Source organism: Sporosarcina sp. NPDC096371, assembly GCF_044762865.1.
GTDB lineage: Bacteria > Bacillota > Bacilli > Bacillales_A > Planococcaceae > Sporosarcina.
The window spans coordinates 320433-346800 of record NZ_JBIWFE010000003.1; the positions used below are offsets into that span (position 1 = coordinate 320433).

Annotated in this window: 24 protein-coding genes and 1 other annotated feature; of the genes, 17 read left to right on the forward strand and 7 right to left on the reverse strand. The window is 42.0% G+C overall.

Going from position 1 to position 26368, the window contains the following annotated elements:
* Positions 1-14 precede the first annotated feature (14 nt).
* The 8 genes from ACIQ0H_RS10260 to ACIQ0H_RS10295 all read left to right on the forward strand — a co-directional run bounded on the left by ACIQ0H_RS10260 (position 15) and on the right by ACIQ0H_RS10295 (position 11738).
* Positions 15-1289 (forward strand): hypothetical protein, encoded by a 1275-nt coding sequence (locus tag ACIQ0H_RS10260; RefSeq protein ID WP_403413977.1) that lies wholly within the window; start codon positions 15-17, stop codon positions 1287-1289.
* Between the two features lie 284 nt (positions 1290-1573).
* Entirely contained in the window at positions 1574-2314 is a 741-nt protein-coding gene (locus tag ACIQ0H_RS10265; RefSeq protein WP_403413979.1) for a metal ABC transporter ATP-binding protein, read from the forward strand.
* Positions 2311-3171 (forward strand): metal ABC transporter permease, encoded by an 861-nt coding sequence (locus ACIQ0H_RS10270; RefSeq protein ID WP_403413981.1) that lies wholly within the window; start codon positions 2311-2313, stop codon positions 3169-3171. Before ACIQ0H_RS10265 ends, ACIQ0H_RS10270 begins: the two co-directional genes overlap by 4 nt.
* 32 nt (positions 3172-3203) lie before the next feature.
* A complete protein-coding gene (locus tag ACIQ0H_RS10275) occupies positions 3204-4136 on the forward strand; it encodes a metal ABC transporter substrate-binding protein (RefSeq protein WP_403413983.1) in 933 nt (310 codons plus the stop codon).
* A 113-nt stretch (positions 4137-4249) separates the two neighbouring features.
* Positions 4250-5407 carry an exonuclease SbcCD subunit D gene (locus ACIQ0H_RS10280; RefSeq protein ID WP_403413985.1) on the forward strand — a complete coding sequence of 386 codons (1158 nt, stop codon included), beginning with the start codon at positions 4250-4252 and terminating at the stop codon, positions 5405-5407.
* On the forward strand, positions 5404-8493 hold the full coding sequence (locus ACIQ0H_RS10285) for an AAA family ATPase (RefSeq protein WP_403413987.1): 3090 nt from the start codon (positions 5404-5406) through the stop codon (positions 8491-8493). The genes ACIQ0H_RS10280 and ACIQ0H_RS10285 overlap by 4 nt, the downstream gene beginning before the upstream one ends.
* Before the next feature lie 273 nt (positions 8494-8766).
* Positions 8767-10122 carry a branched-chain amino acid transport system II carrier protein gene (gene brnQ, locus ACIQ0H_RS10290; protein WP_403413989.1) on the forward strand — a complete coding sequence of 452 codons (1356 nt, stop codon included), beginning with the start codon at positions 8767-8769 and terminating at the stop codon, positions 10120-10122.
* Positions 10123-10331: 209 nt separating this feature from the next.
* Entirely contained in the window at positions 10332-11738 is a 1407-nt protein-coding gene (locus ACIQ0H_RS10295) for a carbon starvation CstA family protein (protein WP_403413991.1), read from the forward strand.
* 214 nt (positions 11739-11952) lie between these two features.
* Here the strand turns inward: ACIQ0H_RS10295 and ACIQ0H_RS10300 are convergent, their stop codons facing one another.
* A complete protein-coding gene (locus ACIQ0H_RS10300; protein WP_403413993.1) occupies positions 11953-12189 on the reverse strand; it encodes a hypothetical protein in 237 nt (78 codons plus the stop codon).
* Positions 12190-12422: 233 nt separating this feature from the next.
* On the opposite strand from ACIQ0H_RS10300, the gene ACIQ0H_RS10305 reads away from it, so the two are divergent.
* Positions 12423-13856, forward strand: a complete 1434-nt coding sequence (locus ACIQ0H_RS10305) for a carbon starvation CstA family protein (RefSeq protein ID WP_403413995.1) — start codon at positions 12423-12425, stop codon at positions 13854-13856.
* 48 nt (positions 13857-13904) lie between these two features.
* Here the strand turns inward: ACIQ0H_RS10305 and ACIQ0H_RS10310 are convergent, their stop codons facing one another.
* The 4 genes from ACIQ0H_RS10310 to ACIQ0H_RS10325 form a co-directional block, all read right to left on the reverse strand.
* The gene (locus tag ACIQ0H_RS10310; RefSeq protein ID WP_403413997.1) at positions 13905-14576 is read right to left on the reverse strand and encodes a GntR family transcriptional regulator; all 672 of its coding nucleotides are present in this window, start codon (positions 14574-14576) and stop codon (positions 13905-13907) included.
* 89 nt (positions 14577-14665) lie between these two features.
* Complete coding sequence (locus tag ACIQ0H_RS10315) at positions 14666-15241, reverse strand: VanZ family protein (protein WP_403413999.1); 576 nt, start codon at positions 15239-15241, stop codon at positions 14666-14668.
* 14 nt (positions 15242-15255) lie between these two features.
* Positions 15256-15429 carry a hypothetical protein gene (locus tag ACIQ0H_RS10320; RefSeq protein ID WP_403414001.1) on the reverse strand — a complete coding sequence of 58 codons (174 nt, stop codon included), beginning with the start codon at positions 15427-15429 and terminating at the stop codon, positions 15256-15258.
* A gap of 111 nt (positions 15430-15540) precedes the next feature.
* A complete protein-coding gene (locus tag ACIQ0H_RS10325) occupies positions 15541-16056 on the reverse strand; it encodes a GNAT family N-acetyltransferase (protein ID WP_403414003.1) in 516 nt (171 codons plus the stop codon).
* A gap of 126 nt (positions 16057-16182) precedes the next feature.
* Between ACIQ0H_RS10325 and ACIQ0H_RS10330 the strand changes: the two genes are divergently transcribed.
* The 5 genes from ACIQ0H_RS10330 (at position 16183) to ACIQ0H_RS10350 (ending at position 21635) form a co-directional block, all read left to right on the forward strand.
* Positions 16183-16779 carry a 3D domain-containing protein gene (locus ACIQ0H_RS10330; protein ID WP_403414005.1) on the forward strand — a complete coding sequence of 199 codons (597 nt, stop codon included), beginning with the start codon at positions 16183-16185 and terminating at the stop codon, positions 16777-16779.
* 159 nt (positions 16780-16938) lie between these two features.
* Positions 16939-18603 (forward strand): ATP-binding protein, encoded by a 1665-nt coding sequence (locus ACIQ0H_RS10335; RefSeq protein ID WP_403414007.1) that lies wholly within the window; start codon positions 16939-16941, stop codon positions 18601-18603.
* A complete protein-coding gene (locus ACIQ0H_RS10340) occupies positions 18596-19294 on the forward strand; it encodes a response regulator (RefSeq protein ID WP_403414009.1) in 699 nt (232 codons plus the stop codon). The genes ACIQ0H_RS10335 and ACIQ0H_RS10340 overlap by 8 nt, the downstream gene beginning before the upstream one ends.
* 224 nt (positions 19295-19518) lie before the next feature.
* Positions 19519-20826, forward strand: coding sequence for a CitMHS family transporter (locus tag ACIQ0H_RS10345; protein WP_403414011.1), 1308 nt, complete (start codon positions 19519-19521; stop codon positions 20824-20826).
* Positions 20827-20912: 86 nt separating this feature from the next.
* Entirely contained in the window at positions 20913-21635 is a 723-nt protein-coding gene (locus ACIQ0H_RS10350; RefSeq protein WP_403414013.1) for an SDR family NAD(P)-dependent oxidoreductase, read from the forward strand.
* A 46-nt stretch (positions 21636-21681) separates the two neighbouring features.
* Here the strand turns inward: ACIQ0H_RS10350 and mnmM are convergent, their stop codons facing one another.
* The gene (gene mnmM, locus ACIQ0H_RS10355; RefSeq protein ID WP_403414015.1) at positions 21682-22269 is read right to left on the reverse strand and encodes a tRNA 5-(aminomethyl)-2-thiouridylate-methyltransferase MnmM; all 588 of its coding nucleotides are present in this window, start codon (positions 22267-22269) and stop codon (positions 21682-21684) included.
* Positions 22266-23228, reverse strand: coding sequence for a tRNA modification radical SAM protein MnmL/YtqA (gene mnmL / locus ACIQ0H_RS10360; RefSeq protein WP_403414515.1), 963 nt, complete (start codon positions 23226-23228; stop codon positions 22266-22268). Before mnmL ends, mnmM begins: the two co-directional genes overlap by 4 nt.
* A gap of 143 nt (positions 23229-23371) precedes the next feature.
* Between mnmL and ACIQ0H_RS10365 the strand changes: the two genes are divergently transcribed.
* From ACIQ0H_RS10365 to ACIQ0H_RS10375, 3 genes are all read left to right on the forward strand, one after another.
* Positions 23372-24559, forward strand: coding sequence for an MDR family MFS transporter (locus ACIQ0H_RS10365; RefSeq protein ID WP_403414017.1), 1188 nt, complete (start codon positions 23372-23374; stop codon positions 24557-24559).
* A gap of 100 nt (positions 24560-24659) precedes the next feature.
* Complete coding sequence (locus ACIQ0H_RS10370) at positions 24660-25346, forward strand: CoA transferase subunit A (protein WP_403414019.1); 687 nt, start codon at positions 24660-24662, stop codon at positions 25344-25346.
* A 20-nt stretch (positions 25347-25366) separates the two neighbouring features.
* Positions 25367-26026: a 3-oxoacid CoA-transferase subunit B gene (locus ACIQ0H_RS10375; RefSeq protein WP_403414021.1), complete on the forward strand. Its 660-nt coding sequence runs from the start codon at positions 25367-25369 to the stop codon at positions 26024-26026.
* Between the two features lie 42 nt (positions 26027-26068).
* Positions 26069-26283: a binding site (T-box leader), on the forward strand.
* The last annotated feature ends 85 nt before the right edge of the window (positions 26284-26368 follow it).

Consider the following 26368-nt stretch of genomic DNA (forward strand, 5'->3'; position numbering starts at 1 on the left):
AAAAGGGTGGAAGCATGGATAAGAGATTACAACTGATTATAGACGCAGCGCACGCGAAGTTTGGGTTGAATGCGTATGAGTTGGAGAAACATGGGGTTTATAGAAGACGAGATACGATGGGTGAGGCATTCTATGTGTTTGAAATGACATGGTATCCGCAAGAGGTAACTGAACTCGTTGAGGATGGAACGATTCCATTAGGGACAGCATTTATCAGCTATTCAATTCCAGAAAACAAGTTTATAGGGCTTTCATTTGCCGGCGAAATATCATTTGCGACAGAAAAACAATTTCCGAACAGGACCATTAAGGAAGTGACAGACTGGTTAGAACAAGAAACCGGTTTGGTCTATGGAAAAGATATAAAATTGACGGATGCATACTCATCTGGATTTGATTTCGAAATCGAACTAGATGGTATTCAACTATCGCCATCAAGTTCGTTTGAAGTTCGATTTGATGATGCCGGTAAATTGACTAACTTCCCTTGGGATGGCGTCAAGCCTCCAAAAGAGTCTGTCGATAAATCAGCATTTACATTGACGCTTGAAGACATTGAACCGCTTGTGAAACAACAATTGCAGCTTGTCGAGCTGCCATCTGACACGAAAGAATGTTTCGTTCCAGTTTATGCGATGGATGAAGTGTATGTCGCAGTCGATGGAGCACGAGTGATTCCATTTGTATGGGCTGAACGTTCAGAAATAGAAGTTGGCAAACGATTGGAATGGGATGAACCACTTGAACAAGAACTTCATCGAATAGAATTTCCTTATGATGTTTATGAGGCGACTGTAGAAGAGGCATTTGGTGAGCTAGGTACGGCAGGGAAACTGACGTTGACAGCAGAAGAAATTAGCAAAACGACTGCGATTGTTTGTGATGTCATGCGTTCGGAGTTGCCGGATGAATCGGGCCAGTGGACGCTAAAAAGTATGAAGCGAGAAGAGGATTTAATCATAGCGTTTTGTGAAAAGAACGAGGAAAGCCTGTCGATTGTTAAGCGGAAAGCAGTTGTCCAAATTGACCCAGGAACGATGGTAGCTGTGAATTTCTTTGATAATGAAGGGATGCTTGGACTAGGTGGTCTATTCGAATCCTTCGCGTCAGCCGAACAAGCTGTTGTGACGCATGACGAAGCGTTTGAAAAGATGGTACCGTATATCACACTTGATCCAACTTATGTTTATGATGAAATAACTGGGAAGTATATACTCTGCGGACTACTAGATGCCGCAGAAGCAGTGGATGCGGTAACGGGAGAAATTATTTCGTTGAGTGATCTATAAGGTTTGCGTTTTATAAAAAGAGGATTCCATATACTTGGTATCCTCTTCTTTGCGTTCACTGCTTATCAGCTGCCTAGTATTCTGGAGAAATAAAAATAATTTCAAAACTTTTGCTTTACATTTCCTCTTGAATCTTTTACTATGAAGACAGAAAGTTTCCCGAGGGAAAGAGTGCTAGATACATTTTTTTGCCTTTAAAGTTTCCCTAAGGCAAAAAAATTTACAATTAAAGTTGCCTTAAGGAAACTTTGAGCATATCAATAGCAATATGGAGGTGTCGTAAAATGAAAAACGCAATTACTGTTTCGAATTTACATGTGTCCTATTACGGAAAAGAAGTGCTGCATGATGTTGACTTTACGATTTCCGAAGGGACATCAGTCGGAATTATTGGTCCGAATGGGGCGGGTAAGTCTACTTTACTAAAGGCATTGCTAAACTTGATTCAAGCAGATAAGGGGGAAATGGTCATCCTTGGCGCTTCGTTGAAAGAGGTTCGTAAACGAATCGCCTATGTTCCGCAGCGTAGTACAATTGACTGGGATTTTCCAATTACGGTAAAGGATACTGTTTTGATTGGCACGTATCCGACCCTTGGCATCTTGAAAAGACCGGGTCGGAAAGAAAAGGAATTGGCGCTTAAGTGTCTGGAAAAGGTCGATATGCTGGCGTTCCAGAATCGGCAAATCGGTGAGTTATCGGGTGGCCAGCAACAGCGTGTTTTCTTAGCAAGGGCGCTGGCGCAGCAGGCAGATTTGTTTTTACTTGATGAACCGTTTGTCGGAATTGATGTGACGAGTGAAGAGATGATTGTCAACATATTAAAAGAGTTGCGGGATGAAGGCAAAACAATTATTGTCGTCCACCATGATTTAACCAAAGCAGAAAAGTACTTTGATGAGCTATTGTTGTTGAACAAGGAGTTAATTGCAAAGGGCAGTGTGAAAGAAGTATTTACACCACGAACAATTGCCAGTGCATACGGCGGCCAATTATCCTTTTTAGATGAGGTGATGGCGAAATGATTCACTTTATTGAAGCGGTGATGCATTATGGATTTCTTCAGAAAGCACTTATCACATCTGTGATGGTTGGCGTTATTAGTGGCGTTATTGGCTGCTTCATCATTTTGAGGGGCATGGCGCTAATGGGAGATGCGATTTCACATGCTGTTTTGCCGGGGGTTGCAATCTCCTTTATGCTCGGTATTAACTTTTTTATCGGTGCCGTCATAACTGGTGTTTTAACGGCTGTTGGTATTGGGTTCATTAACCAAAATAGTCGTATTAAAAATGATTCTTCAATCGGGATTATGTTCACAGCTGCATTTGCTGCGGGGATCATCCTCATTACGGTGTTGAAAAGCAGTACGGATTTGTATCACATTTTGTTTGGGAATGTGTTAGCGGTTAGACCTTCGGATATGTGGATGACGTTGATTGTTGGTATTATCGTGTTAGTCAGCGTTTTTCTTTTCTACAAGGAATTGCTGGTCAGCTCGTTTGACCCGATTATGTCCCAAGCATACGGACTTCCAAATAAGATGATTCATTATTTCCTGATGGTCTTGCTAACGCTTGTTACAGTTGCATCACTGCAAACGGTAGGGATTATTTTAGTTGTAGCCATGCTCATCACACCTGCATCGACAGCTTATTTATTGACAGATAGGCTTTCTATCATGATCTTCCTTTCGGCTCTTTGTGGAACGATTTCGGCGGTCACTGGTTTGTATTTAAGTTTTACGTACAATTTGGCATCGGGTGCAACGATTGTCCTCGTCGCAACAGCGTTATTTTTCATAGCGTTTATATTCTCGCCGAAACAAGGTCTATTGTGGCGCTCAATCAGAACCAATAAACAAAAATCAGCCGTCTCGTAAGTGGCAATAAAGGATGAAAGGAAAGTTGATAAATGAAAAAAAGTATATGGCTGTTTGCCATGCTAGTTACTGCAGTTATCGTATCTGCATGTAGTCCAGGTACGTCTGCTCTGAAAGAGAAGGGTGACAAGCTACAAATCGTCACGACTTATTCAATTGTTTACGATATCGTGAAAAACGTCGGTGGAGATTTGGTAGAAGTTTACAGTCTTGCGCCAATCGGATCAGACCCGCACCAATATGATCCGCTCCCAGCAGATGTCGCCCTGACAACAGACGCGGATGTTGTCTTTTACAATGGGCTCAATTTGGAAGAAGGAAATGCATGGTTTACGAAGTTGATGGAAACGGCTGGGAAGTCAGGGGAAGATGCTAATGTTTTCCGTGTCAGTGAAGGGGTTAAGCCAATGCACCTAAATTCAACTGAACATAAAGGGGAAGAAGATCCCCACGCTTGGCTTGATGTACGAAATGGCATTACGTATGTAGAAAATGTACGTGATGCATTGAAACAGGTAGATCCTAGCCATGCGGAAAACTACGATGAAAATGCGTCTGCTTACATCAATGAGCTACAAGCTCTTCATGAAGAAATTACAGATAAAATGCATAAGATTCCAGAACAACAGCGAATCCTTGTCACGAGTGAAGGGGCTTTCAAATACTTCTCGGAAGCGTATGATTTTCGGGCCGCTTACATTTGGGAAATCAATTCACACCACGAAGGGACACCCGAACAGCTAACAAGTATTATTTCTATTATCAATGAGGAAAATGTTTCGGGGTTATTTTTAGAATCAAGTGTCGATCCCCGAAGTATGGAGATGGTGTCGCGGGAAACAACTGTGCCGATTAAAGGGAAAATCTTTACGGATTCTCTGGGGAAACCAGGAGACGAAGGCGACACGTATATAAAAATGCTGAGATGGAATGCGGATATGATTTATAAAGGATTACTTGAATAAAGGAATATGAAGCGGCAGTTAAGACAACGAATGAAAGTTGTCCGACTGCCGTTTCATTTTTATGCCTTAGTCCTGTAAAGTAGTATAAAAGAGGTTTGAAAGGGGACATGAAGTTGAAATTTTTTCATACGGCAGACTGGCATTTAGGTAAACTGGTTCAAGGTGTATATATGACAGATGGTCAACGCTACGTGCTGGATCAGTTCATTGAGGCAATAAAAGAAGAAAAGCCGGATGCAGTCGTGATTGCGGGTGATTTGTATGACCGGGCGGTACCGCCAACTGAAGCAGTTACATTACTGGATGAAGTGCTTGAAACAATCATTATGGAACTGAAGACACCCGTACTTGCTATCGGTGGTAACCATGATAGCCCGGGGCGTCTGAACTTTGGTAGCGGATTGATGCGCGCAAACGGTTATTATATGACCGGTCAAATGACGAAGGACATTGAGCCCGTCGTACTTTCTGATGAATTCGGTGAGGTTCATTTTCATCTAGTACCGTTCGCGGACCCCTCTGTTGTAAAACATCTTCATGGTGACGACATGATTTCGAATCACAATGATGCGATGAAAAAAGTGACAGCTGGTATTCGTGAAAACATGCACGAAGATGCGCGTCATGTCTTTGTTGGACATGCATTTGTGACTTCTCACGGTGAAAGTGAGGAAAATACTAGTGACTCAGAACGCCCTCTGGCAATCGGTGGTGCGGAATATGTATCAGCGCAACTATTCGAGCCATTTCACTACACAGCCCTTGGCCACTTGCATCAGGCGCATTATGTACTGAATGAAACCATTCGCTACGCTGGTTCACCCATGAAATATTCGATTTCGGAACAAAATCATCATAAAGGATTTTTAGTCGTTGAACTGGATGCCAAAGGGCAAGTGACTGTGGAAAAACGAGAATTGAAACCGCAGCACGATATGCGTACGGTGGAAGGTAAGATGGATGATATTCTTTTACATCCAATAAGTGAGGACTATGTTTTCGTCAAATTACTTGATGACACACCGATTTTATTCCCAATGGAAAAAATTCGATCCGTATACCCAAATGCGATGCATGTGGAACGGAAAATGATCATGCCGCCAAGTAAGACAGAAAACGAACATCAAGTAGAGCATGGAAAACAGGATGATCTAGCGCTCTTTAAAGCATTTTATGAGGAAATGAAGGGTGAAGAGGCTAATGCAGAAACTGAAGCGCTGTTTGCACAGGTGCTTCACGAAGTCATGCACAAGGAGGGGAACAAATTATGAGACCTATCCAATTAACGATGACGGCATTTGGGCCGTATAAAGGGACGGAAGTCGTCGATTTTAGAGAATTAGAAGGTAACCAATTGTTCGTGATTTCAGGTGCAACTGGAGCTGGAAAAACGACAATTTTTGATGGTATTTGTTTTGCGCTCTACGGACAAGCGAGCGGAGTAGACCGTACAGATAGTGGAGCCATGCGGAGTGACTTTGCCGACGATGCAGTGCCGACAACGGTTGAGTTGCTGTTTTCCATACATAACCGAACGTACCGTATACTGCGGCAAATCCCGTATGTAAAAAAAGGCAATAAAACGAAAACAGCAGTCCGATATGAGTTTTACGAAGTGACAGCTGATGGGGAAGTACCGTTTGTGGATCGACAAATTGTTTCTGAAATTGATAAGAAAGCGGAGGAATTGATTGGCCTCACACAGGCCCAATTTAGCCAGATTGTTATGTTGCCACAAGGGGAATTCCGAAAGTTTCTCACATCCGATACAGAAAATAAAGAAACGATTATGCGGAAAATATTCAGGACAGAGCCGTATCGTGAAATTGTGGACAAGCTGAAAGGTAAGAAAGACGTAGCGCAGGCTGCTCTTATCAGCGAAAGGCAACAAAAAGATGGACTGATTAAGCAAATCCCATCGCTATTACCGCAGCGTGAATCTGCTATTTTTGCCGTATTGGCAAATGATAACTATAACGACAATCAAGTGATGAGTGCATTGGAGACGGAGCGGTTATTTTATAATGAAAAAAGAAAGGTTGATAAACAGCATTACGAGACGGCTGTTCAACAGCATGCCGAGATGCTTGAAAAGTACCATGTAGCAAAAGGAGTAAATGAGCGATTCGATGAGTTAGCGCATAGAAAAAACGTATATGCAGAGCTATCGAACAAGGTCCCATTTTTAGAAACAGAAGCGAAGCGGCTTGGAGATGCAGAACGTGCAGTGGCGATTGAACAATTGGAAATACAGTTTGTAGAGCTTAAGAAAGAAGTGGGAACAAAAACAGAGCATCTTGAAAAGGCTGTTCGTACCGTTCAGCAGATTGCAAAAGAAGTAGAAGAGATTGAAGCGCTTTATACAATAGAAGAAGGAAAGAAGCCCGAGCGTGAGAAATTGGCGGAGAACTTGATTCGTTTACATGACTCCTTGCCAAAGGTTGCAGCGTTGGCATCTAAAAAAGAGGCGCTTGTCACGCTAAAAAAAGAATTGCAGACACGCCATGACACTTTACAAGTAACAACGGAAAAATCAGCAATTGAAATAGAAAAAGTGAACGTCCTCAAAAATCAGATAGAGCAATTAGAAAAGCTACTCATGACGTTTGATGAACAAGTCGAATTACTGGCTGCCACTACTGAAAAGTGTCGAATTGTCGATGAGTTTATTGGATTGGTAGCACAAATGTCTATATTTGCTGATGAGCGTAATAAACAGGAAATATTGTATGTGGAGAGTAAAAAAGAATACGAAATGTTAGCGCAAGATTGGCTCATGAACGAAGCGGCAACATTAGCAGCAACTCTTCACGACGGGGAAGCTTGTCCTGTATGTGGTAGTGGTGATCATCCGGATAAAGCGCATCGTGGTGAGGTTGAGGTTACGAAGGAAGAACTTGAAAAGGCGAACGACAAGCTTGCTCGCATCGAGAGTGATTACCGGACAACTATAGCGAATTATGACAGTTCTTTCAAGCAAGTGACGGCGAAAAAAAGTGAGCTCGTCCAAATGGATGTTGATATTGAGCATGTAGAGGCAGAAAGTAGCAAATTGCATGTATGGAAGAAGCGATTGGGAGAAGAAGTGACGGCACTTCGTGCAACTCGACAAGAGCTGAGCCAAATGAAGGATACATTAACGCAGCAAAGCAAAATAGCTGATGAGTTGGTGCAGAATAAGGCGGTAATCGAACGAGCTGTGTTTGAATGTCATGCATCATATGAAAAAGAACAAGCCCTTTTCGAACAGACGCTGAACGCGATTCCGGAAGATATTCGGGATTTGAAAGTACTAGAACAACATATTGCCGCATTGACGCAACAAAAACGAGAATTGGATTCTGCATGGGAAATGATTCAGAGACGTCGCGAAGAAGGAAGAGAACGTATAACGACTAGTAAATCTGCTGAAATTCATGGGAAACATGCACTTGTTGAGGCGGAAGAAAAACAACATATCGCGGAAAAACGTTTTGCAGAGGCGTTACAAAAATCAGAATTTCCAACAGTGCAAGCCTATCACGAAGCAAAAATGGACGAAGTATCAAGGGAGAAGTTGAAAGCAGAGATTGAGAACTTCAAACAACAATTTTATGCTGTACGTGAGGCTGTAAAAGAGCTTGCGGCACTGCTACAAGGGAAAGAGAAAATTGATATAAACGGAATAGACCAAGTACTTGTTGAATTGAAAGTCACATATGAAACAGCTTTAAAGGCGTATAATGGCTCAGTTGAATTTGCAAAAATAGCTACAGAATTGCAAACAAAAATAGGAGAATCCATGACAATCGTTGCGGCGCTCGAAAAAGAATTTGGGCAAGTGACCGATCTATATGATGTTGTGAGAGGGCATAATGGATTACGCCTGTCATTTGAACGGTTTATCCAAATCGAATATTTGGAGCGGATTATTCAATCTGCAAACCTACGACTTAAAGACATGTCGGGTGGTCAGTTTGTCTTAATGCGTAGCGATCGACAAGAAGTACGTGGCAAGCAGAGTGGATTAGGCCTGGATGTCTATGATGCTTATACGGGCCAAACGCGAGATGTGAAAACGTTGTCGGGCGGTGAGAAATTCAATGCGTCCCTTTGCCTAGCACTCGGAATGGCAGATGTCATACAAAGCTTCCAAGGCTCGGTGTCGATTGATACTATGTTTATCGATGAAGGCTTTGGCTCGCTCGATGAAGAATCATTGAACAAAGCAATTGATACGCTAATTGATTTACAGAAGTCGGGTCGGATGATTGGTGTCATTTCCCATGTCGAAGAATTGAAATCAGCATTACCTGCGATTCTAGAAGTGAACAAGTCAAGGGAAGGGCATAGTCATACGAAGTTTGTAGTTAAATAAATTTAAAGCTAAACCTAAACCTAAACCCGTATGGCATGAAGTCTTTGTCGTACGGGTGTTTTTTGAGTCAACTATTATTATAGTCGGAACACTTCTATAGAAACCATAGGCCGAAGAGGCTTCAATGGAACATGTTAATTAAATTATTTGAGTAGTATTTTCAAATAACTTTCAGCAATATATTGCATTTCGCTAGTGAAAGAGGTATTATTATTTTCAGTGATATATTGCATATACGTAATCGAGTTTGACATCTAAGGGGGAACTGAAATTATGCAGAAAAAATTACCGTTTTCATCGTATCTTGTGATTGGTGTTATGTTATTCGCCTTGTTTTTTGGAGCAGGCAACCTCATTTTCCCAGCTCAGCTTGGACAATATGCAGGCACAAATCTTTGGCCGGCAGCAATCGGCTTTTTAATTACAGGCGTTGGGTTGCCGTTCCTAGGCATTTTAGCTATTGGGTTCTCGGGTAGCCGGAACTTACAAGATCTTGCTAGTCGTATCCATCCGCTCTATGCTGTGATCTTTACAGCACTTCTTTATTTAACAATTGGACCGTTCTTTGCAGCGCCACGTACAGGGGCAGTTGCGTTTGATATTGGAATAGCTCCTTTTATTAGTGAAGGCAATATGCAAATCGCATCTATTATTTTCACTTTGATCTTCTTCGGAGTTACATTGTGGTTATCTCTCAATCCGGCGAAAATTGTTGACCGTGTTGGTAAGGTTCTTTCACCGGGTATTATTATTTTACTTCTTATATTGCTGATCATGGTGGTTGTGAAACCAATGGGCGCAATGGAATCTCCACAAGGACCTTATGTAAGTGGAGCATTCATGAAAGGATTCACGGAAGGTTATAATACGATGGATGCACTTGCGTCGCTCGTGTTTGGAATCATCGTTATCAATGTCATAAAGTCAATGGGCGTCACAAGTAAGCGTGGCATTTTAGCTGCGACAGCTAAAACGGGTGCAGTTGCGACAGCATTCCTTGCGATTATCTATGTAGGAATTGCGTATTTGGGCGCTACTAGTACAGGTCTACTAGGTCATTTTGATACGGGAGGACCTGTTCTAAGTGGAGCTTCTACACATTATCTTGGCACATTTGGACTGGTGATGTTGGCGGTTGTTATTCTACTTGCCTGCTTGACGACAAGTATCGGTCTGATGACGGCGTGTGGCGAGTATTTCCATACATTAATGCCGAAAGTTAGTTATAAAGTGTTCGTAACGATTTTTACAACGTTCTGTTTCGTGGTGGCGAACTTCGGGTTGGCGAATATTATTACGTATTCCATTCCTGTTTTGATGTTCTTGTATCCGTTAGCCGTTTCATTAATGCTACTGACATTTGCATCACCATTGTTCCATCATTCACGCCTGGTATATGTATCTGCGACGGTTGTCACATTTATGATTAGTACAATCGACGGGTTAAAATCACTTTGTGAATCATTGAATATCGACTATTTTGGATGGATGACGCCGATTGTGACTTTTTATGAAAACGTGTTGCCATTCTATAGTCAAGGCCTTGGTTGGTTGTTACCGGTTCTTGCGATCATGCTAATAACAGGTATTGTCGCGCGTTTACTAAAAACGACTTCAGTGCAGGCATAAAAATGATAGTTGGACCTTTATCACTTTAAGAGTAGTGGTGATAAAGGTCTTTTTTATTACTATCAATACTTTGTTCAACAATCTAAGTTGAACAATTGAATAGTTATATAGACTGCGTGTAAGCGCTGAAGCGGGTTTGAAGAAAATCTTTATTTCGGCATCACATAGTAGTGAGTTTTACGTTTTTATACATAGAGGAGGAAGCGTAATTGGTTACATTTTTTGCATCTTTGATTCTACTTTTCGTCGGTTACGCAGTTTATTCGAAAGTTGTTGAAAAAGCATTTGGAGCGAATGATGCTAGGGAAACACCAGCCTATACGGTGAATGATGGCATGGATTACGTGCCAATGAGTTGGTGGAGAGGTTGGCTCATCCAATTATTGAACATTGCTGGGCTTGGCCCGGTTTTTGGAGCGGTTGCAGGTGCATTGTATGGGCCGGTCGCGTTCATTTGGATTGTTTTTGGTTGTATTTTTGCAGGAGGCGTACATGACTACTTTGCCGGAATGTTATCTTTGAAACATGGTGGCGCACAATTTCCAACAATTGTTGGGAAGTATTTAGGGAGATTTGCTGAAAAAGCGGTCGCGTTTATTTCGATTGCTTTGATGATTCTTGTTGCTGCCGCGTTCACGGCAGGACCGGCTCAGCTGATCGCACAAATTACTCCGCTTAGCTTTATGGCGGCACTTATTCTCGTATTCGCTTATTTTATACTGGCTACGATTTTGCCGATTAATAAAATTATTGGTAGAATTTATCCGCTATTCGGGGCTATTCTTATTTTCATGGCCGTTGCAATTGCTATCGCACTCGTATTTGGTGATCAGCCAATACCGAACCTGACATTGGAGAACTTGCATCCGGGCGACCTGCCTATCTGGCCACTTCTTATGGTGACGATTTCGTGTGGTGCGATTTCTGGTTTCCACTCGACACAAAGCCCAATCGTTTCCCGGACGATGAAAAAAGAATCGGAAGGCCGTAAAGTCTTCTATGGTGCCATGATAGCAGAGGGTGTGATTGCACTTATTTGGGCTGCGGCAGGAATGACCTTCTTCGGAGGAACTGGCGGTTTACAGGACGCTTTGGCAGCGGGGGGGCCTGCTGGTGTTGTGAATGAAATTTCGATTACTCTTTTAGGAACGGTTGGGGGTATCTTAGCTATTCTATCGGTGATTATTTTACCGATTACGACGGGAGATACCGCTCTCCGTTCTTCTCGGATGATTGCTACTGAATCTATTGCTAAATGGGTCAATCCAGATAACAAAATAATCATTCTTTGCGTTACAATTGCGCTAAGCATCCCGGTGTTCTTTTTATCGACAATCGACTACGAGTTTTTATGGCGTTATGTCGGATGGACAAACCAACTATCTGCAACGATCATGTTGTGGACAGCTGTGGCATTTTTAATGAATAAAGGAAGATCGCATTACATTGCGGGAATACCTGCTTTATTTATGACCGGTGTCGTTTGTACGTATATTTTCTACGCACCTGAAGGTTTTAACATGGGCTACACGATATCGCTAATTATCGGAGCGATTCTGACTGCCATTGTGACTGTCCTTTATGTTCGGCAGATTATCCGTTCTAAAAAGCTATAACGAAACAAGTTTTGCTGAAATCCTGTATGAAGCAAATGAAAAGCCGGTTCCTCATCGAGGGCCGGCTTTTGTTATACGACTGTAGTAGACGTCAGCGAATGGAATTCATCAATCGTCCGAAACCAGTTATCCCGCATGATAGTAGAAACGGTTGTGGCGTTACGTTCTTTTAGTGATTGAATAATTTGGGTGTGTTCATCAATCGATTGTTCAGTTAAGACGATGGAGTTATGAAAAATAATTGTTTAACATGGGCCCGAAGCGAGGCAACCATCGAATGGATATTCGAATTATCGACAACGATTTGATGGAATTTCCCATCGGTTTTCAAGGCTAAAAAGTAATCTTTTATATGCAAGGCTTCTGCAAATCGTTCATGGGTACTTGGTGGACAGATGACTGTCAAATAGCCATTCAATTTCAGTAGGGGTTCAAACCCTTGCTGAATCAAGTTAAGCCTCCAGGGGAAGTCACAAATTTTGAAAGAAGTTAGTCACCCGCACGGCTGGCGCCTGGAGATTAGACGTGCGCAAGCGCCATTCAAAATTTGGACGCAATTACGCCGAGGTGTCATTGAAAGCATAAAAACATTTTATCGCCTTCATCAATTTTTCCACTTGTTTTATATATCTAATAATATATAATAGTTTGTGTATTCGATATATACATAGAGGAGGAGCGTAAATGGTAACTTTTTTTGCATCTTTGATTTTACTATTTGCCGGCTACGCAGTTTATTCGAAAGTCGTTGAAAAAGCATTTGGGGTGAATGATGCCAGGGAAACACCGGCATACACAGTGAATGATGGCATGGATTATGTGCCGATGAGCTGGTGGAGGGGATGGCTCATCCAATTATTGAACATTGCGGGGCTTGGCCCGGTTTTCGGTGCCGTTGCAGGAGCGCTGTATGGCCCTGTTGCGTTCATATGGATTGTTTTTGGAGCCATATTTGCGGGAGGGGTCCATGATTATTTCTCCGGTATGTTGTCACTGAAACATGGTGGGGCTCAGTTCCCGACGATTGTCGGAAGATATTTAGGAGGATTTGCTGAAAAATCAATCACGCTCATTTCGATCGTCTTGATGATTCTTGTTGCTGCTGCATTTACTGCAGGGCCGGCTCAGTTGATTGCACAAATTACACCACTTAGCTTTATGGCGGCACTCATTCTCGTATTCGGTTATTTTATACTGGCCGCAATTTTACCAATTAATAAAGTTATCGGTAGAATTTACCCAATATTCGGTGCTATCCTTATCTTTATGGCAGTTGCAATCGCTGTCGCACTTGTTTTTGGGGGGCAGCCAATTCCGAACCTGACATTGGAGAACTTACACCCGGGTGACTTGCCGATATGGCCGCTTCTTATGGTGACGATTTCGTGTGGTGCAATTTCAGGATTCCACTCGACTCAGAGCCCAATCGTTTCTCGTACGATGAAAAAAGAGTCGGAAGGCCGTAAAATCTTCTACGGTGCAATGATAGCCGAGGGTGTGATTGCGCTCATTTGGGCTGCAGCAGGGATGACGTTCTTCGGAGGGACTGGTGGTTTACAGGATGCCCTGGCAGCTGGAGGACCTGCTGGAGTTGTAAATGAAATTTCAATTTCTCTATTAGGGACGGTTGGAGGCATCCTGGCAATTTTAGCAGTGATTATTTTACCTATTACAACGGGTGACACTGCTCTTCGCTCTTCTCGGATGATTGCGACTGAAATGATTTCTAAATGGGTTAATCCTGATAAAAAGATCATTGTTCTTGGAATTACACTTGCGTTAGGCATACCGATGTTCTTATTGTCGACAATTGACTACACGTTTTTATGGCGTTATGTCGGATGGACGAATCAACTTTCTGCAACGGTCATGTTGTGGACAGCCGTTGCATTTTTAATGAATGTCGGGAAATCGCATTATATTGCGGGAGTACCTGCTTTATTTATGACCGGCGTCGTCTGTACGTATATTTTCTACGCACCTGAAGGCTTTAACATGGACTACACGATATCGCTTTTCATTGGTGCAATCCTGACTGCGGGTGTCACTGCCTTCTACATACGGCAGATTATTCGATATAAAAAAGCCGCAACAAAACAAGTATTGCTGAAATCTTGAATGATGCAAATAAAAAGCCGGTTCCTCATTGAAGGGAGCCGGCTTTTGTTATACGACTTTAGTAGACGTCAGTGAATGAAATTCATCAATCGCTCTCAACCAGTTATCCCGCATGATGGCAGAAACGGTTGTAGCGTCACGTTCTTTCAGTAATTGAATAATTTTGGCGTGTTCATCAATCGATTGTACAGTTAAGACGATAGAGTTATGGAAAAATAATCGTCTAACATGTGCCTGAAGCGAGGCAACCATCGAATGGATATATGAATTATTGGCTATATCGACTACGATTTGATGGAATTCTTCATCGATTTTTAAGGCTGAAAAGTAATCTTTTGTATGCACCGCTTCTGCAAATCGTTCATTGGTACTTTCCAGTAATTCAATGGCTTCATCAGATAGATGTGGGATTGCAAGTTCTGCGGATAATGCTTGCAAGGCGGCAAGTGGGGGAAGAAGGTCTGTAATCGAATTCTTGTCCACTTCGGTAACTTGAGTTGCTTTCCCTGGGTACATTTTGACGAATCCCTGTACTTCAAGCAATTGTAAAGATTCACGGATTGGCGTTCTGCTTACCCCTAGCGCGCTGGCAAGCTCTGTATCGTTTAGCTTTTCGCCTGCATGTAAGGTTCCATCAATAATCCATTGCTGAAGCTGGTTGAATGCATTTTCCTTTGCGGTAATACGGATCGGTTTTGCATGATCTGTAGGTATCGGCATTGTGAATCACCATCCTGTATAAGGTATTATGTAATCATTATACAGCAAAACGACTGCTATTGATATATGCAATATATCGCGAGTTGAAATTAATCTTTTCTAAACAGGGTAGCGACCCGAGGATACACTTTTACGGTGAAGCAATACATTTTATACCCGAGTATACTTCCTAATGTGTTCAGCCATAAATCATCAATGTCGGTACTCCTTGCTTGGGATAATTGCATAGTTTCAATAAAGAAGGAAATTCCAAATCCAAAGAGCGCAACTTTCCAAAGTCGATTAAAACGATTCCATAATAATGGAACCATAAAACCAATTGGCATGAAGATGCAGATATTACCTAAAAAGTTAATGATAAAGGGTTGCCAATAATTCAATTCGGTGATCGCATAGTAGTTATCCCGAAAGACTCTAAAAGGGATTATATTGATGTTCGCAAATGTGCGAGTAACAACTGGACCTGTATATAAAAACGTCAGTATCGTTTGTGAAAATAATGCGGTCATAAATAACAGAAAGCTAACCACTCCGATTTCACGAGGTAGCTGAATTCTGTCTACACCACGTAACTTATTATAAATGGTGCGAAAAATGAGAATGAAGGGCAATATAATGATTATATAAGGAATCATTTCCCTAATGTATCCTGCAATTGCAATCATGGAAGTCACCTTTCTTACTTGATATCTGCATTTACTTTATTCAAAACCTTATACAGAATGAGTAGGATAAAATAAATCATAAATGAATTGACGAGAAGCATCGTTAGGTCAAAGCTGTTGCTACTAAAATTGCTGACATGCAATAATTCAATGGCATTCTCGATGGATTTAAAACCATGATAAATCACCCAGGACAACGGAAGCCCAAAGCCTTCCCCATTTTCGGTAGGATAAAAGCCGTGAGGAACGCGATGACGATGCTTAACAATATCATTTTTTATATTTCACTGTCAGCCTCCTTAAATGTTACGTTTATACTTTAAGGATATGTCTCGATCTTCTTCTGTTGTCCCGTATGCCAGTTCTTCTTGTTGGAAGACAAATCCCCGTGCTTCATAGAAAGGAATGCCATAATCATTGCCTTTTGCGACAGAAACCCATTGTTCTTGGGCACCGTATGTGTGCTTTTGAATTTTCGTAAAGAAGTCTAGCAGACGAGTACCAATTCCTTGTCCTCGTAGGGTAGGGTCTAAATATAGGACGTATACTTCTCCTGCTGCATCATCATTCATCCCACCACCGATGGCCCCCACAATCTTACCGTCCATTTCTGCAATAAAATAGCCATGCCATTCTTCACCAATATAGACGATTTCTTTCTCAATACGTTCCACATTGTAATATTTGTCGATCAGTTTTTGTATGTATTCCTTGCTGTAGAGCATTTTGTATGTAAACCATTGACTCCTTACTAGTACGTCTGCAAGGGGTTTCGCATCATTCTTATTCGCTCTGCGAACAGATACTTTCGCCACGCTATAACACTCCGATCATGTAATATTCCATTTGCTTTTGTAACGGGAAAGGTGGACGATTGTAATCTTGCTGTAATATTAGCCTGCTAAGATAAGTATAGACTAAAAAAGCAGGGAGTAGAGTACTTGAGAAAAATTCTTGGAACACTCATCATTACGATTGCATTATTGGTCAGCGGGGCAAATGAAAGCTGGGCGGCACCTACCACTTACACAGTGAAGAGTGGGGATTCGCTATCCGTTATTGCGAAAAAGCATAATGTATCCGTTTCTAATTTAAAAGCATGGAACAATTTAAAATCGACGATCATTTATCCGAATCAGAAACTAACAGTCGTTTCTGGAGGGAATAAAACGAAAAAAGCAGCTGCACCAAAAGCTGCAGTCAAAGCAGTTTCAAAAACACCATCACGTTCAGATTCAGACAAGGTGGTCAAAGAGTTTACGGTTTCAGCTAGCGCATTTACGGCGAATTGTAATGGTTGTGGCGGCGTCACTGCAACGGGCATTAATTTGAAAAGTAACCCGGACATGAAGGTAATCGCGGTCGATCCGAAGGTCATTAAGCTAGGAACGAAAGTCCATGTGGAAGGTTACGGCTATGCAATCGCGGGAGATACGGGTGGCTCCATCAAAGGTAACAAAATTGATGTGTTTTTCCCAACAAAAAACGAAGCGTATAAATGGGGCCGTAAAAACGTCAAAATTAAAATACTAGAATAATCGATAGAAAGGCTTGCTCATGAGAATGAGCAAGCTTTTTATTTTGGCTAAACCTCCAACAAAGTAGACGTTTTTGGTAGAGGCACACGTTGCTATTCCCACTTAAGTCTGCTATATTTCGAGCTTATATACTTATTCAATTGTAAGGAGATTGTTCCGATGATTCATTTTCAAAAAAGCGACCTTAAAAACACCCATTTGAAACCAAACGTTACGTTTAACTTGAAAATGAAATTGATATTTTTGATAGGTATTCTTGTTATAGCTATAGTTGCTGTTATTGGGCTGTTCATCGATCAGTTCATGTCGGACACTTTGGAAGATCAATTGGGGGAGCGTGCGCTCAGTGTTGCGGAAAGTGTGGCACGTATTCCTGAACTAGCAGGCGCATTTGGACACGCAGATCCGGCCTCTATTATCAATCCAATTGTTACACCAATTCGAGAAGCAACCGGCGCGGAGTTCATTGTGGTCGGAAATACGGAAGAAATACGGTATGCGCATCCGAGTGTCGATCAAATTGGGCAGAAAATGATAGGTGAAGACAGCGAGAGAGCATTGGTTTATGGCGAGTCGTATGTTTCAAAAGCAGTTGGCTCATTGGGCAGCTCGCTACGAGCCAAAGTACCTGTGTACTTAGACGGGAAGATTGTGGGAATTGTTTCAGTTGGTTTTTTGGCTGATGATTTAGAAGATGTTATCCAGTCTTATAACAATCAACTATGGCTTGTGTTAGTCATCATCACGTTTGTTGCGATTATTGGGGCAGTACTTGTTGCTTCCTATATCAAAAAAATGTTGTTTGGATTCGAACCGGAAGAGATTGCTCATTTATTATTACAGAAAGAGACAATTCTCCAGTCCACCCATGAAGGCATCATAGCTGTTAATCAAAACGGTGTTATTACGATGATTAATTCTGCTGCACAGCGTCTACTTTTGGACCAGACCATTCACCCTGAACAGTATATAGGAAAAAAGATAAATGAACTATCACCTGCGCATCAGTTGATGGATTATTTGAATGACGGTAACGCCCAAGTTGATAAAGAGCTGATGATTGGTAAAAAAATCGTTTTTGTCAACAAAGTACCCATTTACATTGAAGACATATGTATAGGGACTGTTTTCACCTTTCGAAATAAGACTGAAATTGATTTTTTAACGAAAGAATTGACGCGGGTCAAGCAATATGCGGATGCTTTACGTGCTCAAACACATGAATTTTCGAATAAGTTATACCTGATTCTAGGATTGCTTCAATTAAATAAAAAAGAACAAGCCATTACCTATATTCAAAAGGAAAGTGCGTTGCAGAAAAACTGGATTTATTTGTTGATTCAGAATGTAGCTGATCCATTGGTGAGCGGACTCTTGTTAGGTAAGTTAAATCAGGCAAATGAGCTAGGTATTGATTTATCGATCCAGGAAGAAAGTGTATTAGCGTCGCCCTTAAGTGAAAAACAAACTGAAGCACTGCTAACCGCTATAGGGAACCTTATTGATAATGCAATGGATGCCGTTAGAGACAATTCACCTGCTAATCGGAAAATCTTGATTTTCTTTACGGATATCGGGAATGATCTTATTTTTGAAATAGAGGATTCTGGAGAAGGGATACCCGAAGCATATGCAGACAGGCTATTTGAACGAGGGTTTACGACCAAAGAAGGTGTTCACCGTGGTTTCGGATTAGCTTTGACACAGCAATTGATTGCGGAAGTCAATGGGGTACTCTATTTGGAAGTCGGAGAGCTTGGGGGATCAAGCTTTGTGATTTCTATACCGAAAGATTCGGGGGAAAGGACAGAAAATGATGCATGAAACCATTCAAGTATTAATTGTAGAAGATGATTTTCGAATTGCCGATATTAATCGTCAGTTTGTTGAACGGGTAGCAGGGTTTACGGTGTTAGAAATCGTGAAAACAAGTGAGGAAGCATTAGCCTATTTACGCAGTCATTCAGCCTTGCCTCAACTTATTTTATTGGATGTCTATATCCCGGATTCGGCAGGACTAAGTTTGTTTTGGAAACTTCGACAAGAATTCAACGAGATAGATGTTATTATGGTCACAGCTGCCAAAGAAGTGGTAACGATTGCGGAAACGTTACGTGGGGGTATTTTTGATTATATTGTGAAGCCGGTTGATTTTGGTCGTTTTGAGCAAACATTAAAAAGGTACTATGACCAAACTCATCTTTTAGCATCCAGGGTGGAACTCGACCAGAGTGAAATCGATCGTTTGACAGGATCGCGCCGATTCCACGCTCTGGAAAAGGAGAATGAAGGGGAATTACCAAAAGGAATCGATCAGATTACGTTAGATAAAATAAAAGACATTTTACAAATGGATGACGGATTAGGGATGACTGCATTAGAAGCTGCCAACAAAGTGGGGGTAAGCCGCTCGACGGCAAGGCGTTATTTGGAGTATTTAGTGTCGATAAAAAAAGCGGATGCTCAACTTAAATATGGAGATATCGGTCGTCCAGAGCGGAAATATAGTCCGTGAACAAAATGAACAAAATGTCCACAATGTTCATTAGTGTTTTAAAGTAAATAACCTTATTAATCTAGCCTCTCTATGATAAATTTCTGAGTATAGAAAATCTTGAAATAGAGAAGGTTATTTTTGTGCAGAGACTATATTTCTATCATTACAGAAATATGTATCCGCTTTCATAGATAACTCTTCCTTTTCATTAGTGAACTACGGTTGACTAGAAAGGAGAAATTATGCTTAGTATTATTGGATTAATTACGATTCTTATTGTTGTTGTGTTGCTTATTAGCGGAAAAGTTTCTCCGTTTGTTGGTCTGTTGCTCGTACCGATTGGTGGGGCATTTGCGGCTGGTTTCAATTTGGAACAGATTGGTGAATTTTTCACAAGTGGTACGCAATCTGTTTTTAGTGTAGTGGTCATGTTTGTTTTTGCGATTATCTTTTTTGGAATTATGCAAGATGTCGGCGTTTTTGATCCACTTATCAATAAGATGATTGCGCTTACACGTGGGAATGTCATTGCAGTAGCAGTTGGAACAGTTATTATCGCTGCGATTGCGCAAATGGATGGCTCGGGAGCTTCGACATTCCTTATTACAATTCCAGCTTTGCTACCGTTATATAAACGGTTAAGAATGAATCCTTACCTGTTACTGATGCTAGTCGGTACAAGTGCGAGTATCGTGAATATGGTTCCATGGGGAGGACCACTAGGCAGAGTTGCTGCTGTGCTTGAAATGGATGTCACCGAATTGTGGAGGCCGCTTATTCAAATTCAACTAATCGGACTTGTATTATTAATCGTATTAGCAGTTGCATTGGGTTATCGTGAAAAACGGTTAATTGCCAAAAAAGGCTTGGTAAATGAGGAATCTTTGGAGACAGATGACAACGAAGATTCTCAAGTGAAAAAGTCATTGGGCAATCCAAAGTTCTATTGGATAAACGTCGTTTTAGCCATTAGTGTCATTGGGGTATTAGTATGGGGGATCATTCCAGCGGGCTTTGCGTTTATGATTGGAGTTGGTATCGCGCTACCTATTAACTATCCTACTGTCCAAGATCAAATGAAAAGCATTCAAAATCATGCGCCTGGTGCAATTCTTATGGCGACCATTATTTTGGCAGCGGGTTCATTTTTAGGGATCTTGAATGGAACCGATATGTTGAATTCAATTGCTTCGGATCTTGTGACAATTTTACCGGCATTCATCATTCCTTATTTACATATTATTATTGGTGTGTTTGGTGTTCCATTCGATTTACTTTTAAGTACAGATGCTTATTATTTTGCACTGTTTCCAGTTGTAGAACAGATTGTGACCGGTTTTGGCGTAACTTCTTTATCTACCGCCTATGCCATGATTATCGGAAATATCATCGGCACATTTGTCAGTCCACTATCGCCGGCATTATGGCTTGCTTTAGGGCTAGCAGGACTCGAAATGGGGCGTCATATCCGCTATTCATTCATGATGATGTGGGGTTTCAGTATTGTTCTACTAGCAATTGCTATTGCAATCGGAGTTATTGCGATTTGAGGTTAGCGATGAAGACCAATTTTCCTTCGGGGAAATTGGTTTTTATTTGCGACTATGTTGTATATTGTGAATAGAGGTGAAAGCAAATGGATGTGTTTATCGTAACAGGTGCTTCGAAGGGAATTGGATTAGAACTTTCAACACAGCTTCGAGCGAAAGGGAATAAAGTAATTGGCATTGCGAGGACGGTGCCTGTGGACACGGAGGATTTTGTTGTTGCCGATTTAGCGCAAACGGATGGTCTTGCTGGGATGATTGATTCATTGATAGAAGAAAATCGTGCAACAGCGACTAGCTTCACACTTGTTAATAACGCAGGGATGGTTGATCCGATTGGATTGATTGGTTCTGTCCACCCTGAAGAAATGGCAGCGGCGATGTCTGTCAATTTAACAGCACCGATGATTTTATCGAATACATTTATCGCAAAGTTAAAAGATTATAAAGGTCCTAAACGCATCGTCAATATTTCATCTGGAGCGGGCCGCAATGCGTATGAGGGATGGGGGACATATTGCGCGACGAAAGCAGGACTGGATCATTTTTCGCGAGTTGTTACGCTTGAACAGGCAAATGCTGAGTATCCAGTTGACATCGTTGCTATCGCACCAGGGATTATTGATACGGGGATGCAGGAAACGATTCGAGCGAGTCGGGAAGAGGCGTTTCCGCTACTGGAGCGGTTTATTGATTACAAAGAGCAGGGGATGTTAAGTAGTGCGGAGCACACAGCGGAGAAATTGATTTCATTTATGGAACATGAAGGTTTCAAAGTGGTTGGTCCAATTGCGGATATCCGAAATTTTTGAATGAAAAAAGGTTGTCACTGATAAATCGTGACAACCTTTTTCTATATCATTCTACTTGCCTAGCCGTTTTAAATTCCTTCATCTTTTCAAGTGCGATGAGGAATGGAGGATTGTTTCGTTGGTTTAGTAGCTCATAGCGAATGACATGGACATCTGCCTGGTGCAGATTGTTTACATAGTTGAGAAGTGCGTCACGTTCTTCTGGACCACCTTCATGTCCATCATAGACAGAAATCGCAATAATGCCACCTTTTTTTAGCATACTAAGCATGGTGTCAATGGCTTTAAGGGTTGACCCTGGTGTGGTGACGATGGATAAGTCTTCACTGTGTGGCAAGTAGCCAAGATTGAAAACGGCACCACCGATTTGTCCTTTGACGTATTGTTCAACATTGTCGTGGCTGTCCAGTACAAGAGTGACCCGCTCATTTAAGTTGCCAAGGCGTTTGCTGGTGGCTTCGAGTGCAGCTTGTTGGATGTCGAATGCGACGACATGTCCATCTTCACCGACAAATTGGGCTAAAAATTCTGTGTCGTTACCATTTCCTGCAGTCGCGTCGATGACGGTTTCTCCTGGAACAATTGTGTCGCGGAGTAACTGTCTAGCGAAAGGCAGGATGCGTAGTAGCTTCATAGTGTTTCAACCTCTTTTGCAAAATGTTTGCCTTGCCAACTGCCACGGCGTTCAAGTTCTTTATCGATACCGTTCAATACTTCCCACTTCGTGACGCTCCACATCGGGCCAATCATTAATTCAATTGGGCCATCACCAGTAATCCGGTGCACAATCATTTCTGGTGGCAAGATTTCAAGCTGGTCAGCGACAAGATTAATGTATTCCTCTTTTTCAAGGAATTCCAATTGCCCTTTTTCGTATTGCTTTACCATAGGTGTTCCTTTTAACAAGTGAAGTAGATGGATTTTGATACCCTGAACGTCAAGTTTCGCTACTTCACGGGTGGTTTCCATCATCATATCGTAATCTTCAAGGGGAAGACCATTAATGATATGTGTACAGACGCGGATGCCACGCTTGCGAAGTTTTTCAACCCCTTCGACGTACGTTGCAAAATCATGTGCACGGTTAACGAGCCTTGCCGTTTTCTCATGGACAGTTTGAAGCCCAAGTTCAACCCATAAGTACGTGCGTTCATTTAATTCCGCTAAATAATCAACGACGTCATCAGGTAAACAATCGGGCCGGGTTGCGATAGACATCGCGACGACGCCTTCTTGTGCGAGTGCCGCCTCAAATTTTTCTTTTAGTTTTGGTAGTGGTGCGTGCGTATTTGTATAGGCTTGGAAATAGGCCATGTATTTGCCGTCTTTCCATTTCTTATGCATTCGTTCGCTGATTTCGGCGAATTGGACGTCAATCGGATCGACACGATCGCCGGCAAAATCTCCAGATCCCGCCACGCTACAAAACGTACAACCTCCGAATGCGACAGTACCATCCCGATTCGGGCAATCAAACCCCGCATCAAGTGCAACTTTCATTACTTTGAAGCCAAATTCATCTTTTAAATGGCGTGACCATGTATGATAGCGTTTCCCTTCAGACGGAAACGGGAATAAATTATTTTCCACTATATTCAACTCCTCTAATAGAACATTGTATCATGTTTTTAGAAGTCGCATCATCTGAATTATCGAACTTTTTGCAGGCGTATTGTTGAATTGCAAAAAAAGGAATACACTCAAATCATCTTTGTAAATGAACGGAGGCAGACAATATGCCTAAAAAAGTATGGCTTCTCGTGATTGGAATGTTCATAAATGTTATGGGGAATTCCTTTCTATGGCCGTTGAATACGATTTATATGCATGATTATTTAGGGAAATCGCTATCAGTTGCAGGTCTTGTGTTGATGGCGAATGCGGGAGCAGGGGTCGTGGGGAACTTGCTGGGCGGCTATTTATTTGACCGTTTTGGTGGCTATCGATCAATTATTGGGGGAATCCTGATTTCTATCATCGCACTAGTCGGCCTCGTATTTCGACATGACTGGTATCCTTATGTCACATTTTTGACGCTTCTCGGTTTTAGTGGGGGAATCGTTTTTCCAAGTATGTATGCGATGGTAGGTACGGTTTGGCCGGAAGGTGGAAGGAAAGCGTTTAACTCCATTTATCTTGCACAAAACGTTGGTGTCGCAATTGGACCTGCACTGGCCGGGTTCGTTGCTGTTGCTAGCATTGACTATATTTTTTCAGCGAATCTCGTCTTTTATGTACTGTTTTTCTTTATCGCATTCTTTGGTTATAAAAAACTCGAAATCGCTCCTGATAGACATACCAATGTGATTCGAGAGAAGAAGAAAATCAAGCACAAAGCGCCTTTTTATGCTTTGCTCATTGTGACGTCAGGTTATTTGCTTACCTGGCTGATTTATTCGCAATGGTCAACAACGATTTCAACGCATGCCCTATCACTCGGTGTGACATTAACGGAATATAGCTTCCTATGGACATTGAATGGGCTACTAATTGTAGCGGGACAGCCGTTGATTAGTCCGATTATCAAGCGGTTAGAGCACAAATTAAAAGCACAGATTATCATTGGTATTGTGATATTCCTTATTTCATTTATTGTCGTCAGTTTTGCAGGATCGTTTAAAATGTTTGTTGTGTCGATGATTATTGTGACGTTTGGGGAAATGTTTGCTTGGCCAGCCATACCGACGCTGGCTAGTAAGCTTGCACCAAAAGGAAGAGACGGTTTCTATCAAGGGATTGTCAACTCTACGGCAACAATTGGTCGGATGCTTGGCCCGTTTGCAGGGGGCGTACTAGTGGACTTATATGGCATGCAAGTCATGTTATTCATATTAACAGCACTAGTGAGTATTGCCATTATCCCGACATTGCTCTACGATCGACCGCTGAAGAAAGCGGGTTACGAACCGGAAAACCATTCATAGGTTTTCCGGTTTTTATATTGGCTACCATTGCAACATCTCCTATAGTCTGATTTAATTAAATAGAGGATCTATTGCGAACGATTCAAAGGGGGATGTTAGGATGAAACCAATTTATTCATCAGCAATGGAAGCGGTTGCAGGTATTGAAGATGGGGCGACGCTAATGGTAGGGGGCTTCGGTCTTGTGGGCATTCCAGAACAGCTTATTTTGGCCCTTGTTGACAAAGGGGTAAAGGAGTTAACGGTCATTTCGAATAACTGTGGAGTCGATGAGTGGGGACTTGGACTTCTATTGAAAAATAAGCAGATTAAGAAAATGATTGGCTCTTATGTAGGGGAGAATAAAGAGTTTGAACGCCAAGTGCTATCTGGTGAAATTGAAGTGGAGCTAACGCCGCAAGGTACGCTCGCTGAAAAAATTCGTGCAGGTGGGGCTGGAATTCCTGCGTTTTACACGCCGGCGGGTGTCGGTACGATGGTTGCTGAAGGTAAGGAAATTCGCGTGTTTGACGGTAAAGAGTATGTTCTGGAGCAATCACTTCGAGCGGATTTCGCTCTAATTCGTGCAGCAAAAGCAGATAAATTTGGCAATCTTATTTATAATAAAACAGCGCAAAACTTTAATCCAATGATGGCAGCAGCCGGAAAAATCACGATTGCAGAAATCGAAGAAATCGTTGAGACAGGTGATTTAGATCCAGCAACAGTCCATACGCCTAGCATCTACGTCCAAGGGTTACTGCAAGCTGTACAGGAAAAACGAATTGAACGTCTAACCACACGATAAGGGAAGGGGAGTGTTCACAGATGACACAAGTCAATATACGAGAACGTATTGCGAGACGAGCGGAAAAAGAAATTGAAGACGGCAACTATGTCAATTTGGGGATTGGTATGCCTACGCTTGTTGCGAACTACATTGCGGATGAAAAAACCGTTGTCCTACAATCGGAAAATGGCCTACTTGGCATTGGACCTTATCCGGTCAAAGATGAAGTCGATCCCGATTTGATCAACGCGGGAAAGGAAACAGTCACGACGATCCCGGGTTCAGCCTATTTTAATAGTGCGGAATCATTTGCGATGATTCGCGGAGGACATGTCGATGTGGCGATTCTTGGCGCGATGGAAGTGTCGGAACAAGGCGATCTTGCTAACTGGATGATTCCTGGCAAGATGATTAAGGGCATGGGAGGCGCAATGGATCTCGTTCACGGTGCTAAGAAAATCATCGTCATAATGGATCATGTCGCAAAAGATGGCTCTGCAAAAATTAAAAAACAGTGTTCACTTCCTTTAACAGGAAAAGGAGTTGTCCATAAAATAATAACAGAACGCGCATTGATAGACGTCACGCCAGCAGGATTAGAACTGAAAGAAGTATTCGAGGGTTTCACGATTCAGAATGTCGTAGAATCAACCGAAGCGCCGTTAATTGTTAAGGATGTTATTGTTGGCGTAAAATGAGTGTTGTTAAAATGTTAAGATTCGGGTAAACTAATAGCAATAGCTTTGGCATTGATGAGGAATAGTAATCTTTGCTGTCGATTTTAGAGAGCAGGCGGTTGGTGGAAGCCTGTACGACAGAGATGAACTCGCCTTGGAGCCTGCATTGGTGAACTTATAAGTAACCCGTGCCGTTTTCCGCGTTAAGGAATCAAGTTGGGCGGTTTTACCGTCAATTTGGGTGGCACCGCGGGAATTATAGTACTCTCGTCCCTTATTTTTTTAAGGGACGGGAGTTTTTTATTTTCATTCATCAAATGTATTTGTACTGAAAGCGAAGCGTCAGCTACAGAAAACTACTGC